Annotated in this window: 14 protein-coding genes; 2 read left to right on the top strand and 12 right to left on the bottom strand. The window is 67.4% G+C overall.

Annotated elements, in window-relative coordinates; genetic code table 11:
* Nucleotides 1-14 precede the first annotated feature (14 nt).
* The 8 genes from mgtA to LMF57_RS10730 all read right to left on the bottom strand — a co-directional run bounded on the left by mgtA (nt 15) and on the right by LMF57_RS10730 (nt 10,830).
* Nucleotides 15-2,774, bottom strand: a complete 2,760-nt coding sequence (gene mgtA / locus LMF57_RS10765; RefSeq protein WP_208083015.1) for a magnesium-translocating P-type ATPase — start codon at nt 2,772-2,774, stop codon at nt 15-17.
* A 60-nt stretch (nt 2,775-2,834) separates the two neighbouring features.
* On the bottom strand, nt 2,835-3,134 hold the full coding sequence (locus tag LMF57_RS10760) for a hypothetical protein (protein ID WP_025874438.1): 300 nt from the start codon (nt 3,132-3,134) through the stop codon (nt 2,835-2,837).
* A gap of 265 nt (nt 3,135-3,399) precedes the next feature.
* Complete coding sequence (gene pip / locus LMF57_RS10755; RefSeq protein ID WP_208083014.1) at nt 3,400-4,347, bottom strand: prolyl aminopeptidase; 948 nt, start codon at nt 4,345-4,347, stop codon at nt 3,400-3,402.
* 115 nt (nt 4,348-4,462) lie between these two features.
* Nucleotides 4,463-5,818, bottom strand: coding sequence for an AMP-binding protein (locus LMF57_RS10750; RefSeq protein ID WP_208083013.1), 1,356 nt, complete (start codon nt 5,816-5,818; stop codon nt 4,463-4,465).
* Nucleotides 5,815-6,396 (bottom strand): hypothetical protein, encoded by a 582-nt coding sequence (locus LMF57_RS10745; protein ID WP_208083012.1) that lies wholly within the window; start codon nt 6,394-6,396, stop codon nt 5,815-5,817. Before LMF57_RS10745 ends, LMF57_RS10750 begins: the two co-directional genes overlap by 4 nt.
* Nucleotides 6,397-6,473: 77 nt before the next feature.
* Nucleotides 6,474-8,273: a hypothetical protein gene (locus LMF57_RS10740; RefSeq protein ID WP_208083011.1), complete on the bottom strand. Its 1,800-nt coding sequence runs from the start codon at nt 8,271-8,273 to the stop codon at nt 6,474-6,476.
* Nucleotides 8,270-9,247 carry a hypothetical protein gene (locus LMF57_RS10735; protein WP_208083010.1) on the bottom strand — a complete coding sequence of 326 codons (978 nt, stop codon included), beginning with the start codon at nt 9,245-9,247 and terminating at the stop codon, nt 8,270-8,272. Before LMF57_RS10735 ends, LMF57_RS10740 begins: the two co-directional genes overlap by 4 nt.
* A 2-nt stretch (nt 9,248-9,249) precedes the next feature.
* Nucleotides 9,250-10,830 (bottom strand): AAA family ATPase, encoded by a 1,581-nt coding sequence (locus LMF57_RS10730; protein WP_208083009.1) that lies wholly within the window; start codon nt 10,828-10,830, stop codon nt 9,250-9,252.
* Between the two features lie 117 nt (nt 10,831-10,947).
* Here LMF57_RS10730 and LMF57_RS10725 point away from each other — a divergent pair, with 117 nt between their 5' ends.
* The gene (locus LMF57_RS10725) at nt 10,948-12,060 is read left to right on the top strand and encodes a crosslink repair DNA glycosylase YcaQ family protein (protein ID WP_229289827.1); all 1,113 of its coding nucleotides are present in this window, start codon (nt 10,948-10,950) and stop codon (nt 12,058-12,060) included.
* A 78-nt stretch (nt 12,061-12,138) separates the two neighbouring features.
* Nucleotides 12,139-12,930 carry an exodeoxyribonuclease III gene (gene xth, locus LMF57_RS10720; RefSeq protein ID WP_229289826.1) on the top strand — a complete coding sequence of 264 codons (792 nt, stop codon included), beginning with the start codon at nt 12,139-12,141 and terminating at the stop codon, nt 12,928-12,930.
* Here the strand turns inward: xth and LMF57_RS10715 are convergent.
* From LMF57_RS10715 to LMF57_RS10700, 4 genes are all read right to left on the bottom strand, one after another.
* Complete coding sequence (locus LMF57_RS10715; RefSeq protein WP_229289825.1) at nt 12,927-14,645, bottom strand: PAS domain S-box protein; 1,719 nt, start codon at nt 14,643-14,645, stop codon at nt 12,927-12,929. The genes xth and LMF57_RS10715 overlap by 4 nt on opposite strands.
* 70 nt (nt 14,646-14,715) lie before the next feature.
* On the bottom strand, nt 14,716-14,910 hold the full coding sequence (locus tag LMF57_RS10710) for a hypothetical protein (RefSeq protein WP_025874451.1): 195 nt from the start codon (nt 14,908-14,910) through the stop codon (nt 14,716-14,718).
* Nucleotides 14,907-15,542 (bottom strand): DNA-3-methyladenine glycosylase, encoded by a 636-nt coding sequence (locus LMF57_RS10705; RefSeq protein ID WP_033831185.1) that lies wholly within the window; start codon nt 15,540-15,542, stop codon nt 14,907-14,909. The genes LMF57_RS10710 and LMF57_RS10705 overlap by 4 nt, the downstream gene beginning before the upstream one ends.
* A gap of 70 nt (nt 15,543-15,612) precedes the next feature.
* A complete protein-coding gene (locus tag LMF57_RS10700; RefSeq protein ID WP_080148685.1) occupies nt 15,613-16,563 on the bottom strand; it encodes a cation diffusion facilitator family transporter in 951 nt (316 codons plus the stop codon).
* Between the last annotated feature and the right edge of the window lie 99 nt (nt 16,564-16,662).

Genomic DNA, 16,662 nt, shown 5'->3' with positions numbered 1-16,662 from the left:
CTGCGGCGGCGCGCTTACTGCCAGCCGTAGCGGCGGATGTAGAGCTTCTTCAGCGCGGTGGTCAGCACCGCATAGCCGAACAGGATCGCCACCAGGAACGGCCAGTAACCGGCAGGCAGTGCCTGCAGCTTGAAGTAGCCGGCCAGCGGGCTCATCGGCAGGATCACGCCGATGGCCATGATCGCCCCGGTCATCAGCAGCAGCGGCGGTGCGGCGATGCTCTGCAGGAACGGTACCTTGGGCGTGCGGATCATGTGCACGATCAGGGTCTGGGTCAGCAGCCCGACCACGAACCAACCGGACTGGAACAGGCCCTGGTCGGTCGGCGTGCGCGCATCGAACACGTACCACATCAGGGCGAAGCAGCTGAGGTCGAAGATCGAGCTGATCGGCCCGAAGAACACCATGAAACGGCCGATGTCGGTCGGGTTCCACCTCAGCGGCGTGCGCACCAGCTCCTCATCCACGTTGTCGAACGGAATGGCGATCTGCGAGATGTCATACAGCAGGTTCTGCACCAGCAGCTGCAGCGGCAGCATCGGCAGGAAAGGCAGGAACGCCGAGGCCACCAGCACCGAGAACACGTTGCCGAAGTTGGAGCTGGCCGTCATGCGGATGTACTTGAGCATGTTGCTGAAGGTGCGACGCCCTTGGATGACACCTTCCTCCAGCACCATCAGGTTCTTCTCCAGCAGGATGATGTCGGCGGCCTCCTTGGCGATGTCCACCGCGCTGTCCACGCTGATGCCGATATCGGCGGCGCGCAGTGCGGGAGCATCGTTGATGCCATCGCCGAGAAAGCCGACAACCTTGCCCTGCGCGCGTAGCGCGCGCACCAGCCGTTCCTTGTGCAGGGGCGTGAGGCGGGCGAACACGCGATGCTCCTGCAGTGCACGCGCCACGGCAGCGTCGTCCATGCGCTCGATCTGCGGGCCGGTCACGATCGTGTCGGCGTCCAGGCCGACCTGGGCGCAGATCCGCGCGGTGACCAGTTCGTTGTCGCCGGTGAACACCTTCACTTCCACACCATGCGCGGCCAGTGCCTGCAGTGCGTGAGCAGCGGATTCCTTCGGCGGATCGAGGAAGGCCACATAGCCGACCAGGGTCAGATCCCGCTCGTCGGCCTGCGAGTAGACCGTCTGGTTGGCAGCGGTTTCTTTCATCGCCACCGCCACCACGCGCAGGCCCTGTTCGTTCAGTTCCTCGGTGGTCTGCCGCACCCGGTCCAGGCGCTGCCCGTCCAGCGGCATGTCCCGGCCGTTCTCGCGCACGGTGCTGCACACCGCGAGCATCTCCTCCACCGCGCCCTTGCAGATCAATTCGTGATGGTCCTCGCGCTCGGAGACCACCACCGACATCCGACGGCGCTCGAAGTCGAAGGGAATCTCATCGACCTTGCGGTAGTCCTGTGACAGGCGCAGCGAGCTCTGCAGCTCCACATGCTCCAGCACCGCACGATCCAGCAGGTTGATCAGGCCCGTCTGGAAGTGGCTGTTGAGGTAGGCGAAGGCCAGCACATCCTCCGAATCCTGCCCGAACACATCGGTGTGCCGCTCCAGCGCGATCTTGTCCTGGGTGAGGGTGCCGGTCTTGTCGGTGCACAGCACTTCCATCGCACCGAAGTTCTGGATCGCGTCCAGGCGCTTGACGATCACCTTGCGCCGCGACAGCAGCACCGCGCCCTTGGCCAGGGTGGAGGTGACGATCATCGGCAGCATTTCCGGGGTCAGGCCGACCGCCACCGACAGCGCGAACAGGAATGCTTCGGTCCAGTCGCCTTTGGTCCAGCCATTGACCAGCAGCACGAACGGCACCATCACCAGGGCAAAGCGGATCAGCAGCCAGCTGACACTGTTGACCCCGGCCTGGAACGCTGTCGGCGCGCGGTCGCTGGCACTGCTGCGCTGGGCGAGGGTGCCGAAGTAGCTGGCGTTGCCGGTGGCCAGCACCAGTGCTGTTGCCGTGCCGGACACCACATTGGTACCCATGAACAACAGGTTGGCCTGTTCTATCAGGCCGGCGTCGGCGGAGCCCGGCTGCACGAACTTCTCCACCGGCAGCGATTCGCCGGTCATCGCCGCCTGTGCGACAAACAGGTCCTTGGCGGCGAGCACGCGGCAGTCGGCCGGGATCATGTCGCCGGCCGACAGCACGATATGGTCACCCGGTACCAGAGCGCGGATCGGCAGGTCCAGCAGCCGTGCCGGCCGACGGCTGTGCAGCTGTGCGCCGAAATACTGGTCGGCCACCTCCGCCGCCTCGGTGCCTGCAGCGCGGCGCAGCACGCGGGCGGTGTTGCTTACCAGCGCCTTCAGCCGTTCGGCAGCGCGGTTGGAACGCCCCTCCTGCACGAAGCGGATCAGGGTGGACAGCACCACCATCGCACCGATCACCACCGTCGCCTTGGCGTCTTCGGTCAGCCAGGACACGGCCGCCAGCACCGTCAGCAGCAGGTTGAACGGGTTGCGATAGCACTGCCACAGATGGCGCCACCACGGCAGCGGCTTCTCGTGATCGACCTCGTTGGGACCGAAGCGCAGCAGGCGCTCTTCGGCCTCGTGCGGGCTGAGACCGTCGACATGTGACTGCAGGGTGGCCAGCGCATCGGCTTCGCTGCCCTGTGCAAGCGCGAGCAGTCCAGCAGTGAGCGCGGTGGGCGCGGCCTGTGCGCTGCCACGGCCGTACCCGGCTTCGGGCATCGCGCGACGACCGAACAGGTTGCCCGCGCGACGGCTGCGCAGGAAGGCGTTGAACCAGGCGTTGAGCAGGCTCATGGGAAGGTCCTCTTGGAGCGGCGCCGGGCGCAGCCGGCGCGTGGAGCGGAAGGGGTGGTATCAGGCGTGCCGCATGGCCAGCACCGACGGCGACCAGGGCTGCATGCGCAAGCGTTGGCTGCCGCCGATGCACAGCGGCTTCATCGCATCGCGCAGCGGGTAGGGCAGGTGGCGCAGCACGTTGATGCGCTCGCTGATCGGCAGCAGCGACAGTGCGTCGGCCACCACCCGTGGCGAGCCGAGGGCCAGCGAACGGGCGAACAGGACAGGGCCGTGCTGCAGCAGCAGGCTGCGCAGGGCGGAAACATCGCGCTCACCGATGAGGCGGCGCACGGTGATGTAGAGAATCTTGTAGGACATGGGATTCCTCCGGGCAGGCGCTGCCCGGGGCTCCCATCGCTTACACGGACAGGAGCCGGCCGTCAGTCGCCAGCAGTGAACAAGCAGGCAGGCAGGGGCGCGCGTTGCGCCCGGCAGGGTCGGGATCCATCTGCGTCTCCGCGTGGGGCGGCCAGTCGCTGGCCAGTGGCGCTATTGTCCGCGCTCGTATTCAGCAGGCCTAGAGGCCCGTGGGTTAGCCCGGCTATACCTTGGTATAGAAAAAGGGGCCGTTGGCCCCTTCTGTTCAGCTGCGGTCCGCGAAAGCGTCGGTGGCCCGCACCAGGGCATCGGTCGTGGCCGCTTCGTTGGCACTGTGGCCGGCGATGACCATCTCCAGTCGGGCTTCCGGCCACGCCTGTGCCAGGTCCCAGGCACTGCGCGGCGGACAGATGATGTCGTAGCGCCCCTGCACGATGACCCCCGGCAGATGGCGGATGCGATCGATGTGGCGCAGCAGCTGGCCGTGCTCGAGGAAAGTGTTGTGGCGGAAGTAGTGGGCCTCGATGCGTGCCTTGGCCAGTGTATCGAGCGGATCGGTAGCGGACACCGCGTCGACGTCATGCCGCAGCGTGGCGGCGTTGTCCTCCCACCCCAGCCACGCCTGTGCCGCGGCGATGCGGATGGCTTCGTCGGCGTGGTCCAGGCGCTTCCAGTACGCGTCGAGCATGTTGCCGCGCTCGTCCTGCGGGATGTGGGCCTGGTAGCGATCCCAACGCTCCGGGAAGATCCAGCGCGCACCGCCGTTGAGCTCGGCGAACCAGCGGTTCTCTTCCTCGCGCCCCAGGAACACGCCGCGCACGATCAGCCCGGTGGCGCGGTCGGGATACGCCTGTGCATAGGCCAGCGACAGCGTTGAGCCCCAGGAGCCGCCGTAGACCAGCCAGCGCTCGATGCCCAGATGTTGGCGGACCTTCTCGATGTCGGCCACCAGATGCTGCGTGGTGTTGTCGCGCAGCTCGCCGAAGGGCGTGGAGCGGCCGCTGCCGCGCTGATCGATCAGCACGATGCGGTAGCGCCTGGGGTCGAAGAAGCGGCGGTGGGTGGGCGAGATGCCAGCGCCCGGGCCGCCGTGCAGGTACACCACCGGAATGCCATCGGGCGTGCCGCACTCCTCGACATGCAGGGTGTGCAGTTCGCTCACCGGCAGGGTGTGCTCAAGGTAGGGCTCGACGGGTGGGTACAGGCTACGCATGACAGCTCGCTCACAGGCGGGGCCTGCCAGCATACGCCCGCACGGACTGCTTGGCAGATACGCTGACGTGCACGGGGATCGAAGTGTGCTCGCAGATGCGCAGCAGCGACGGCGATCACGGGGGCGGCGAACTGCTCCCGGCTACGTCGCTGGAGTACTGCAGGACCTTGTCTTCGCGCTGCAGCGCAATGACATCCACCGGCTGTCCTCGCAACACCGCGCGCAGGCAGCGGATCGCCTCGGCGGAGTAGCCCAGCTCTGCAGGTGGCAACGACAAGGCAACGCGGCCATCGCTGTGCTGATGCACCACGTATCGTGACAACGGCAGCGCAGCCAGCGCATGGGTCAGGTCGATGTTGTTGATCCACTGCTGGTCGGCAGTCAGATAGCGTACCGGACGTCGCCCCTGCAGGCCGACGATCATCGGCGTATCGCCGGCCATGGCCAGCGCGCCGCGGTCGCCGGTGCGGTAGCGCAGCAACGGCAGGCAGAAGTTGAATCCGCCGCTGAGCGTGATCTCACCGATCTCCCCGGGCGGCAACGGCACCCCGTCGGGCCCGAGAATTTCCACATACATGCGCGGCTGCAGCAGTACGTGGCCGTCGGCAGCATCGTCATGCACGGCCAGCGGGCCCGCTTCGTTCATCGAATACAGATCGAGCACCGCGCAGCCAAAGCGCGCGGCCAGGGCCTGGCGCAGGCCCGGAGACAGTGCCATCGATACCGACAGCAGCGCCTGCGGCCGGTGTCGTACGGGCAATTCCAGCAGCGCTGCGAAGGAAATCGGATCGCCGGCGATCACTTCCGGCTGCATCTGGTCGATGTAGCGAGCGCGGTCCTCAGGATGGCGCCAGTCATCGGGATGCAGGTTGATCTTGGCCAGGCCGGATTCGTCCATCGTCGGTGTCACCGAAACATAGGTGAAGCACCGCTGCTGCATGCCCAGCAGCATCACCCCCATCTGGCCGCGGCCGTGCGCCAGGGTGATGCCGAAGCGCTGCAAGGCGCGCTTGTGATGGGCCAGATAGCGTGCCGCCACCACCGGATGCGATGGCAGTACCAGTGGATGGCCGGTGGTGCCGGTGGTGCGGAAATTGATCATCCGCTCCAGCGGTACCGGGTCCGGCACGAAACGGGCGATGTCCGCTGCGAGGTCGCCACGGTGGACCGGTGCAATGTCGGTGAAGGCGGCTGGCATCGCCTGGGCGCGGTAATACGGCACCTGCGCGAATACCTCGGTCACATGCGCCTGCAGCCACGGTGGCGGTTGATCTGGCGTCCACTCGAAGCGCGCGCAGGTGATCTCCCGTTCGTAGCCACGCAATGCCGTCACCTCATCGGCAAGCAGGCGGTTGCCGCTGGCATTGCGGAAGATCGGCGCCGCCGGGTGCTCGCGCATCTGCTGCAGCATCGCCAGGCCCGCCGCGCTCAGCGTGGGATAGCGATCGGCATCGGTCGGCTCGCGGCTCACTCGCGGGTCCACTTGTCCGCAGACTCTTCGGCCGCCTTGCGCGCCAATGCCTCGCGGATGGCACGCGCGCGCGCTTCAGCGGCGCGGCTGGCATCGAGCAGGCGCTGCCGTTCCACGCCGCTGACCCGGGCCAGGCGATCGGTCGCCTGGGCCGCTGTTTCACCCTGCGGCAGCAGGCCCAGCCGGGCCACCACGGTGCGCACCAGTTCTTCGCGGCGCTCCGGATCGAACACGAACCGGTCTGCGCTGGTACTGGCCGCCAGCGCTGGCACTGCTTCGGCGAACAGGGGCATCCACGCCTCCGGGGCGATCTCCAGTGCATTCCAGTACGCATCTGCCATCAGCCATGCGGTCACCGCTGAAAGCGAGAGCTGGTTTGCATCCACGCCGGCCAGATCACCCGACAGCGTTGCCCGCAGTGCAGGGGGCAGGGGCAGCGAGCGTGCGGCGAACACATCGCCCACCACCGCCGCGACGTGCAGCCGACCGCTGCCGACGCGGCGCGGTGGCTCGAGGAAATCGGGCGGCATGTCCAGCAGGCGCCGCAGCAGAACGTCAAGGGAGGGGCCGGAGAGCATGGTCAGGGTCCAGACTTGGCAAATACCTGGGTGAAAGGGCAATCGTCAGAGGTGCGCGGGCGCAAGGCAGAGCACGATCATCGCTGCACCCGCATGCCGCCAGGGCCGTAGTGCTGCTGGCTGAAGGCGCGCGCGAACTGCAGCAGGTCGGCCATGTCGCGCACCACATGGATGTTCCATCCCGCGTCGCGTGCGCGCAGCAGATCGCCGGTCCATCCCGCGTTGCCGGCATCGGCGATGCGGGACGGCAGCGGGCTGAACAGGTTCAGCGCCATGGTGCCGCCACCGCCGGCCACACGCAGCGCTCTGGCGGCCACGTCCCAGCCACTGTTGCCGCGCTCATCCTTGTCGAACATCGTGGTGATGCCGTCGTCGGAGATGTGCAGGATATGCACCGCCCGTGCATGCGGCGGACGCTCGGCGTAGGTGTCACGCAACCGGTGGATCGGAAACGCGGTGGCGCCACCGAAGTAGCCGGTAAGCACCTTGAGGATGTCGTCTTCCGAACGCACGAAGCCGTCGGTGTGCAGGTGCTGCCCGGTGCCGCTCCACAGCGTGGCCTGCACGCGTGCACCCACGCGCAGCGCCGACAGCGCGATGATGGCGCCGGCCAGCGTCAGGAACGAGGTCCATGCCTGCGGGTTGGGCATCGAACCGGAACTGTCCACGTACAGATCCAGGTCCACCGGTTCGGCAGCGGGTTCACGGCCGGGTGCCAGCCCGTGTACACGTTGTACCGTCGTCAGCCCGGGAATCACATGGGGGGACTGCAGCACCGATTGCAGCCAGTCCACTGCGTCCAGTGCATCGCCGGCTTCCCAGGGCTGCAGCCCTTCCGGCAGTGGCTCCAGGGCCTGCGGCTGCGGCCGCGACGGGTAGCGGATCAGGTGTGGCAGCGCGCGCTCGCGGTAGTAACGCACGGCGATCTGATGGTCATCCAGGTCCAGGCCGGCCGCGCGCAGGATCTGCCCGTACTCGAACGGCTCGCGCATCTGTCCTGGCGAGTGCGCAGGGTCCCCAGCGAGCGCATCCGCAGGCAGATCGCTCTTCTGCTGTGCGTCGCCGCCGTGCTCATCGCCAGTGATGCGTGGGTCGGATGCAGGGTGCGGCGCCGGCGCCAGCTCGTCGTCCTCCAGTTGCCCAAGGCCGACCGGTTGGCTTCCCTGGCCGGCGTGCCGGGTATCCATCAAGGCATCCACCCGCGCATCCTGCTGTGATTCCAGCAGCCAGGGCAGCAGCAGCGTGGCGAAGCGGCCAGCGCCGATCATCCAGTCGCTGGCGTAGACGCGCACGACGCGTGCACCGAGCCAGGCATCGCCCTGCAATGCGCTGTCGTCGGTCGAGCCGCCCAGCGTGCCGCGTGGCTGCTGCCACAGTTCCTCGTAGATGCCCATGTACAGCTGCCAGACCGGCGAGCTGGCCTGCGCCGGTTGTGCGGCCAGGCGTCGATAGATCGCATCCATGCGCAGCCCGCTCTGGCGCTGCAGGCGATCGTTGATGAGCAGGTCGGTGTAGAGGTTGGCGACCATCGGTGCATGCGCTTCCAGCGTCGGCAGCGCACGGCGGATGCGCGCCAGCAGACGTGCATGGTCGCTGGCGGTGGCAGGCGCCAGCACGTGGTGGCCGATCTCGTGGGCGAGGATCTCCAGCGCGTAGGGTTGCAGCTGCAGGCGCTGTACTTCTTCCAGGTCGATGACGATGCGCTGGTCGGCGAGGCGGATGGCCGCGAAGCTGCCGGTCAGGCCCTCGGCAGCCGCCTGCATGCGCGAATGGCACAGCTTCGGGTCCTGCAGCCGGGTGAAACGGCTCCATGTGGCCAGTGCCTGTGGCCAGGCCTCGCGCCAGGGCTGCAGCGGATCAGCGACCGTGGCACTCATTGGGGTGGCAACACGTGCACATGGTGCGACCACGGCGAGAACAGGGCGATGCCCGACGCACCGGAGACGGCACACAGGTCGTCCTTGGACAACGCCGGCGCCATCCACTGCACACCCAACCGGGCGGTCACATCCGGCGCCGGTCCACTGCTGCTGCCCGCTGCGTACTCGGCGGCGCTGGCAGGCAGCAGGACAGCACCGAAGGCATCGGCGAGCAGCAGGAAGTACCCGCCTGCACTTTCGACCACGAAGCCCTCGGTTGCTGCACGCACCTGTGGCGGTGCCGGAAACGCGCCGTCCAGGCCGCTGAAGCCGCCGACACGATGCCCGCGCAGGTCGACGCTGCCCTGCCGCGGATTCCACCAGCGGTCCTGCTCAAGCTGGACCCGGACCGAGGCCAGATCGCCCGCATCGATGCCCAGCACGGCGGCCACCGTATTCGCGGGCAGGGCATCGATACGGGCAAGGGCAGGGCGGCGCAGCTGCACCATCCCCGCCTGCCAGGCACAGAGCGCCCCGATGTCGCGCAGTTCCGGCAAGGATGTGCACCCGCCTGCATGCGCGGCCATCGCATCGATCCATTGCGCGACGCGAATGTCCGGACTGGCGCCCAGCCGCACTACCGCATTGCTGATGGTGCCGAGGGTCTCGCGCGGAGCGTGGGTCAGCAACGGGACGAGGGCCGGGGCCAGCGAGCGCCAGGCCTGCTCGACCCACGGGAGACGCGCCTTGGGGCCGGCATGGCCTTGCGCCACCAGCTCCAGACCGATCTCGAAGGCGGCCTCGCAGGTGCTCTGCGTTGCCGACGGTTGGTGGCGCTGGATGGCCTGGCAGAGGGGGTCGATGGTCTGGGTGACGAACGCGCTGAAGGCGGCCATGTCCAGGCCGGGCCAGCGGTGGCGGGCATCGACCACGGCCTGGTTCAGCACGGAACGGCGCGCGGCCAGCAGCTCGGCGAGAACGGCGGAAACCACGATCAGCGTGCCCGCAGCCAATGCAGGTAGTTGGTGTAGCGCTGGTGCAGGTACTTCAGCTTCAGCAGGTCGTCGTACAGATGGCCGTACAGCTTGCGTCCCTTCACCCGTTCCTCCACCAGACGCTCGATGCGGGTCAGGCGCTTGCGCGTTTCCGTCTCGGTCATCCCATCCAGGCCCCGCTGGAACTGTGCCGACAGCTCGCCCACCGGATCGTCGCGATCCAGATCCAGCCGGTCATATTCGGCATTGGAGGCATCGAGCAGCCAGCGCAGCCAGCTGAGCCGATCGCTGCGATAGGGCGCATTCTCCGGCAGGGCGAAGAAGGGAGCATCAAGGTCCGGTTGCAGCTTGTCGTTCAGCACGAAGGGCAGTACCTGGCGCACATCCTCCAGGGCAACGGCAGGGCTGCCGCGGAAGTACGCCATGGCCTTGGCGAACATCAGCAGGGTCATCAGGTTGCGCACCGACAGGCCGTTGCGGGTCTGGCAACCCAGGTCCTTCATGCGATCGCGGCCGCTGTCGGCAGCGGTTGCCTGCGCCCATTCGGTGCCGGCCAGGCGCACGGTGTCCTTGGTCAGGTACTCGAACTGGGCACCGGCGGTTTCCATCAGCTCGAACTGGCTGCTGAAGAATTCGATGCGGCGGCGTACGTCCTGCGGTACGTCGACCGCGCGGATCTCCTGCAGCAGCTGGTCGCCCTCGGCCTCGCTGAAGATGATGTCACGCGGCACGACCTCTTCCGGGCGGATGTCCTGCTCGATGCGCAGCAGCATCTCTTCCAGGAACCGCGGGTTGAATGCCAGTGCCTGTACCACCACGTCGATGCGATCGCGCAGGGCTTCGATCACCTGGTAGGTGCCGCCACCGCGATCATCGTTGGCGGTCAGGTACCACGCCGATTCCGGGCATTCGTAGACGTGGTTGAGGATCTCGGCGTAGTTGTCGCCCATCACCGTCAGCAGCGCGCTCTGGGTGCGGGTGGGAATGCGGTTGTATTCGTCGATGATCTTCACCCGCATGCCCAGCCACGACCGCCAGGCAATGCGGATGTCCGCCATGTCCTGCGCGGCCACCAGGTCGGCGGGCAGGGGGTTGCCGAGCAGATCGGCGATGGTCATCTGCGGGTGCCCGTGCTGCATCGCCCGGCGCACCTCGCGGACCGGATAGCCGGCCAGGACGCCCATCAGGATCGCGCTGGCGGTCTTGCCGCGCCCTGGCCCACCCACGAACAGGCACTTGCGGCGGGTGGCGAAGGTCAGCAGCGGCAGCAGCACGTAACTGGAATAGCTCTGCGCCGATGGCAGGGTCAGCGGCCGCCGTGTGTCACCCACCGCGAACGAGGCGGAGGGGCCTTCGTGGTACTCGATGTCGTAGTGCGGGCTGATGATCGCGTTGTTGACGATCCAGAAGTAGGCCTGGCGCAGTTTCTCGTCCAGCCGCAGGGGCGCTGCGATTGCGTCGTCCTGCAGGCGCACCGGCCCTTCGTACAGCTCGGCCACGTCGAACGTGCGCGGCGCAGTGTCGGTGCGCGGGTTGGTCGGCGCCTGCGACAGGCGCTGGAACAGGTTGAACGGTGGCACGCGATTCCCTTGGCTGTGGCCTGCTGGGAAGATTGTAAGCGGCGGGCCAGCGGATCCGGTGCGCCTTGCGCGGATGACGTCCTGCAGCGGGGCGGCCGGCAGTCCTACAATCGACCCATGCCGACCTCGCCGACCCTCGATGATCTGCGCCGCTACGCCGTAGCCCGCACGCTGTTCACGCCTACCACGCTGCTGACGGCGATCCGTCGGCTGGGCTTCGTGCAGGCCGACCCCATCCGCGCGCCCGCACGTGCCCAGGACCTGACCCTGCGGCACCGGGTGAAGGGCTACCGGGCCGGGGACCTGGAGCGCCGCTACAGCCGACTGCCGATCGAGGAAGACTTCCTCGTCAACTACGGCTTCCTGCCGCGCGAACACCTCTCCCTGATGCATCCCCGGGTGTCCCGGAGGCCATGGGACGCGAGCACGCGGCGCAAGGCGGCCGAGGTGCTGGCATTCGTGCAGGAGCGGGGTGCGGTGCATCCGCGCGAAGTCGACCAGGCGTTCGCGCATGGCCGGGTGACGAACTACTGGGGCGGCACCAGCAATGCCAGCACCCACCTGCTGGATGGCATGCACTATCGCGGCATGCTGCGCATCCATCGTCGTGACAGCGGTACCCGAATCTATGCTGTTGCGGCACATGCACCGGCCGATGGCGGCAAGGCTGCACGCCTGCAGCGCGCCACCGCACTGATCGATCTGGTGGTACGCAAGTATGCGCCGCTGCCTTCGGCAAGCCTCACCTATCTGGCGCGGCTGCTGGGCTACGGCGCACCGCATCTGGCGGAGGAGATCCAGCAGGCACTGCGGTTGGCGCGCGAGCAGCTGGCGGGCTGCAGCATCGATGGAACCACCTGGTACTGGCCGGCCGACGAGAACCCCCGTTCGCGGCGCTACCAGGCCGATGAACAGGTGCGGCTGCTCGCGCCGTTCGATCCGGTGGCCTGGGATCGGCGACGGTTCGAACTGCTCTGGGGCTGGGTGTACCGGTTCGAGGCCTACACCCCGGCGGCCAAGCGTCGCTTCGGCTACTACGCGCTGCCGCTGTTGTGGCGCGACCAGGTGATCGGCTGGGCCAATGTCGCGGCGAAGGATGGGCAGCTGCAGCCCAGCTTCGGTTATGTCGACGGCAGGGCACCAAGGGGCGTGGCATTCAGCAATGCGCTGGAGGACGAGCTGGAGCGGATGGCGAACTTCCTGCCAGGGACGGGCCCGGCAACGCCGTGATCGTGCGTGCGGCGTCCTCCACGCTGCCTGCATGCCGCCTCGCCGATACTGCAGGCCCGCCGCTCGGGTACTTCCGCGATGGCTCGCCGCAAGACACTGCGCATTGCCACGTTCAACGTCAATGGCATCGGCACGCGCTTGCCGCATCTGCTGTCCTGGTTGCAGCGTGAAGCGCCCGACGTGGTGGCACTGCAGGAGCTGAAGGCGGTCGATGCCGCTTTTCCGGTCGACGCGCTGGAGCGGGCAGGGTATGGCGCACTGTGGCTGGGTGAGGCGCGCTGGAACGGGGTGGCGATACTGGCCCGCGATGCCATGCCGATCGAAAGCCGGCGCCGCCTGCCCGGCGAACCGGCCGATACGCAGAGCCGGTACCTGGAAGCTGCCGTGCATGGCGTTGTGGTTGCGGCGCTGTACCTGCCCAACGGCAATCCCCAGCCGGGGCCGAAGTTCGACTACAAGTTGCGATGGATGCAGCGGTTGATCCGCCATGCGCGCACCCTGGTCGATCTTCCGCACCCGGCACTGCTGCTGGGGGATTTCAATGTCATTCCAGACGATGAGGATGTGTACGACCCGGCCTCGTGGCGGCGCGATGCGCTCATGCAGCCGGAGGTCCGCGATGCCTTCCAGCGGCTGCTGGCCCAGGGGTGGACCGACGCCCTGCGCACGGTGCACGGCGACCAGCGCATCTACACCTTCTGGGACTATTTCCGCCAGCACGCCGAACGCGATCGCGGCCTGCGCATCGATCATCTGCTGCTGAACCAGGTACTGGCCAAAGGGCTTCAGGATGCGGGTGTCGATCGTTGGGTGCGGCTGCAGGAAAAGGCCAGCGATCATGCGCCTGCGTGGGTCACCGTTACCCGCTAGTCGGCGCTGCCCTGCGGACGCATCTCGCGACGTACCCGGGCCCGGGTGCGATACAGCCGGCTGTCGGCCTTGTGAATGGTGTCGGCCACGGGTTCGCCGGGGACGTTGATGGCGGCGCCCATCGAGAACGCGGTGGGAGCACGCGCGGCGTTGCCCGCATACCAGGCTTCCAGCGCAGCCAGCCGCCCGGCCGCCGGTTCGATCAGCGCCACCAGGAACTCGTCGCCGCCCAACCGCACTGCCGCCTCATTGGCCTGCAGCGGCGCGCGCAGGAAGTCGGCGAACTCGACCAGCACCGTGTCGCCACGACGGTGCCCCAAGGTGTCGTTGACCTGTTTGAAGTGATCCAGGTCGAACACCAGGCAGGCCCACGACCGTGAGGCGACGTCGTCGAGCCGATGCAGGTATCGGCGGTTGTGGCACTGGGTCAGCGGATCCTTCAGCGACAGTTCGCGCAAGCGCTCTTCCTGCAGGCGCAGCGCGGTCACGTCCTGGGCGTGGCCGAGCACGAACGGGGGATCGGTCTCGGTGTCCAGTACGTTGTTGTAGGCCCAGTAGCGGCGGGTGCCATCGGCGGCGAGGAGCTCGATCACGCCCGCGTCGGTATGGTTGGCTTCGATGCGCCGCAGGTAGGCCTTGAACGCCTCGCGCTTTTCCGGCGGCATCAGGTCGCACAGGCTGCGGCCAACCATCTCGCTTTCCGGGTAGCCCAGCGACTGCACGGCTGCCGGATTCACCGATGTCACGGTGCCGTCCAGCATGTGCGTGCAGATCAGGCCCAGGCTGTAGTGGAAGAGACGGCGATAACGCACCTCGCTGGCTTCCAGCGCGTCCACCACCGCGCGTTCTTCGGTGATGTCCTGGATGGCACCGACCAGCCGTGGCAGGCCCTCCACCTGTTGCCGGGTGCCCACCACGCGGGTCCAGATGCTGCGGCCATCGGCGGTGGTCATCGGCAGCTGCACTTCCCAGGGCGTGCCCTGTTCGCTGCAGCGCTGCACCGCCGCCTGGATGATGCTGCGGCTGTCCGGACGATAGAACGACAGGGCCGATTCGAATGTTGGCTGGTAGCTGGAACGCACGCCGTGGATCTGCTTGGTCTCGCGCGTCCAGCGCACTTCGCGGGTGGCCAGCTCCAGCTCCCAGCCGCCGACCTTGGCGGCAGTGTTGGTACGCTCCAGGAAGTCCTCGCTGCGCTTGAGATCGCGATGCAGCGCCTGTGCCTGGTCGATCTGCCGCAACAGCGCACTGCGCTGCTCCAGCACCTGGGTGGTAACACGGCCAAGATGGACCATCAGCTCACGTTGCGACGGTGACAGCACGCCAGGCAGGGTGTCCAGCAGGCACAACGTGCCTATGCGCGCGCCATGGGCAGTGGCCAGAGGGATGCCGGCATAGTGGCGCACCCTGGGCCCGGCGGTGACCAGCGGATTGTGGGCGAAGCGCGGATCCTGCCGCGCATCCGGAATCTCCAGCAGCGCGTCCTGTTCGATGGCGTAGGTACAGAACGAGATGGAGCGCGGCGTTTCGCTGGCATCGCCCAGGCCGATGCTGGATTTGAACCATTGCCGGTGCTCGGCAACGATGGAGACCAGGCCGATGGGCATGCCGGTGGCGGCGCGCGCGGCGGCGACGATGGCATCGAACACCGGCTCGGGCGGCGTATCCAGCACGTCCAGCCGTTCGATTTCGCGAAGTCGGGTGGCCTCATCCATGGCTGCCCACGCTAATACCCGGTCTGTTAGCGCCCTGCGTACGGGAGTGATGCCGTCGTGATGCGCCGGCTCATGGCTGTTGCAGGGACGCCTGCAGGGCGCTGGCCAACGCGGCGTCACCGGAGACGAGGTCTTCCCAGCGCAGTTCCAGGCCCTTCCGCCGTCCCTTCTCGACCAGCTTAAGTCCGCTCGGGTCCAAGGTCAGCGTATAGGCCTGGCCGGCGATGGTCAGTTCACGGCGCAGCGGTTTGTCGAGAGGTGTCATCGGGGGCTCCTTCGCGTTGAGGCGCGGGCAGGGCGCACTGAAACGTGACGATGATCGCGAACATGCCAGCGCCAAGGGAAATCCACTGCCCGGGTGATGCCGATGCGTGGGCCCACCACCGGATCGTCGGGTGGCCGCGTGCCGTCATCGACGAGGGTGATGCCGTGGCTGGCGGTGACCAGATCGGCGCCATCAACGCGCCGGTCCAGGCCGAACGCCTGCGACAGTTTGCCGGGACCGCTGGCGAGGTCGTGATCGTGGCGGGCAGCTGGCCGCAGCGGGTACATCCGTTCCTGTCCGGCCACTGGCTCTGCCGCGCGCAGCAGTACCGCAACACCCTCGCCGACCTCGCCGCAGACCACATTGCTGCCCCAGTGCATGCCGTAGGTGAAATACACATACAGGTGCCCGGCCTCGCCAAACATGCTGGCGTTGCGTGCGGTCCTGCCGCGATACGAATGCGCAGCCGGATCCTCACTGCCGGCGTAGGCTTCGACTTCGACGATACGCGCTGCACGGCCGTCGCTGCGCACCAGCAGCTTGTTGAGCAGGTCCGGTGCTACCACCGTCGACGGGCGCCGGTAGAAGGTGCGGGGTATCGGTATCCAGGTATCCGGCAGCCAATCCATCATGTTGCGGCAGTGCTCGCTTCCCAGGCCTGCTTCAGTGTGGCGTGCAGCGGGTGAAGCCGCCGCCATCGATTCACTCCGGGTCAGCCAGCGCCGCGCGCCGCCTGGCGAAGACTTCCGGCGTCTGTGGCTTCACGAACAGCGCCACCAGTTCCGGGAACTCCTGCTTCACCGCACCCTCGATGCGGGTGATGCAGGCTTCGATCTGCGGGGTGGTGCGGTCGTCCTCGAATTCGGCGCTGAGCATGGCCACCACCTGTTCCGGGCCCATCTGCATGGTGGTCACGCCATTGGCACGGCGCAGGTCCGGATCGGTCACGGCCACCGCCATGATGCGTTGGGCAACGGCCGGGTGCGCAGGTTCGCCCACCAGCAGGCCCTTGGTTTCCCGCGCCAGCAGGAATGCGGTCAGCGCCAGCACGCCGGCAATGCACAACGAGGCGACCCCATCCAGTACCGGCATTTCCAGCAGCTGCGCGGCCAGCAACCCGACCAGGGCAAAGCCGAGGCCGAGCAGGGCGGCACTGTCCTCCAGCAACACGGTGAAGGTGGAGGGGTCCTTGCTGCGGCGGAACGCCTCGAAATAGCCCAGCGTGCCCTTGCTGCGCCGGAACTCGCGCAGCGCAACCCACCAGGAAGCGCCTTCGAACAGGATGGAAATACCCAGCACGCTGTAGCTGATGGCGTGGTTGGTGGCCGGTTCCGGCCGGCGGATGTGCTGGATGCCCTCATAGGCCGACACCCCGGCGCCGGCGGCAAAGACCAGCAGGGCGACGATGAAGCTCCAGAAGTACAGCTCGCGGCCGTAGCCGAACGGGTGCAGGGTGTCGGGGGCCTTTTCGGCACGGCGCAGACCGTACAGCAGCAGCACCTCGTTGAGGGTATCGACCAGCGAATGCACGCCTTCGCTGAGCATCGCCGAGCTGCCGGACAGGCCGGCGGCGATGAACTTGGCAACGGCGATGGCGAGGTTGCCGGCCAGCGCGGCGTAGATGACAAGGCGGGAGCCTGAGGGTGCGGCCATGTGCGGGAATGCTGGCAGGTAGCGGGCGCTCAATCCTGCGCGGCGGAGCGTCCGCGCAGCGTGTATGCCGAGCGCCCGCGCAGCGCGGCCTGGCCAGTT

The sequence above is a fragment of the Stenotrophomonas sp. SI-NJAU-1 genome (genome assembly GCF_020883215.1).
GTDB classification, from domain to species: Bacteria; Pseudomonadota; Gammaproteobacteria; order Xanthomonadales; family Xanthomonadaceae; genus Stenotrophomonas; species Stenotrophomonas indicatrix.
The sequence above is the reverse complement of the archived record's forward strand: the minus strand, read 5'-3'. Positions and strand labels throughout refer to the sequence as shown.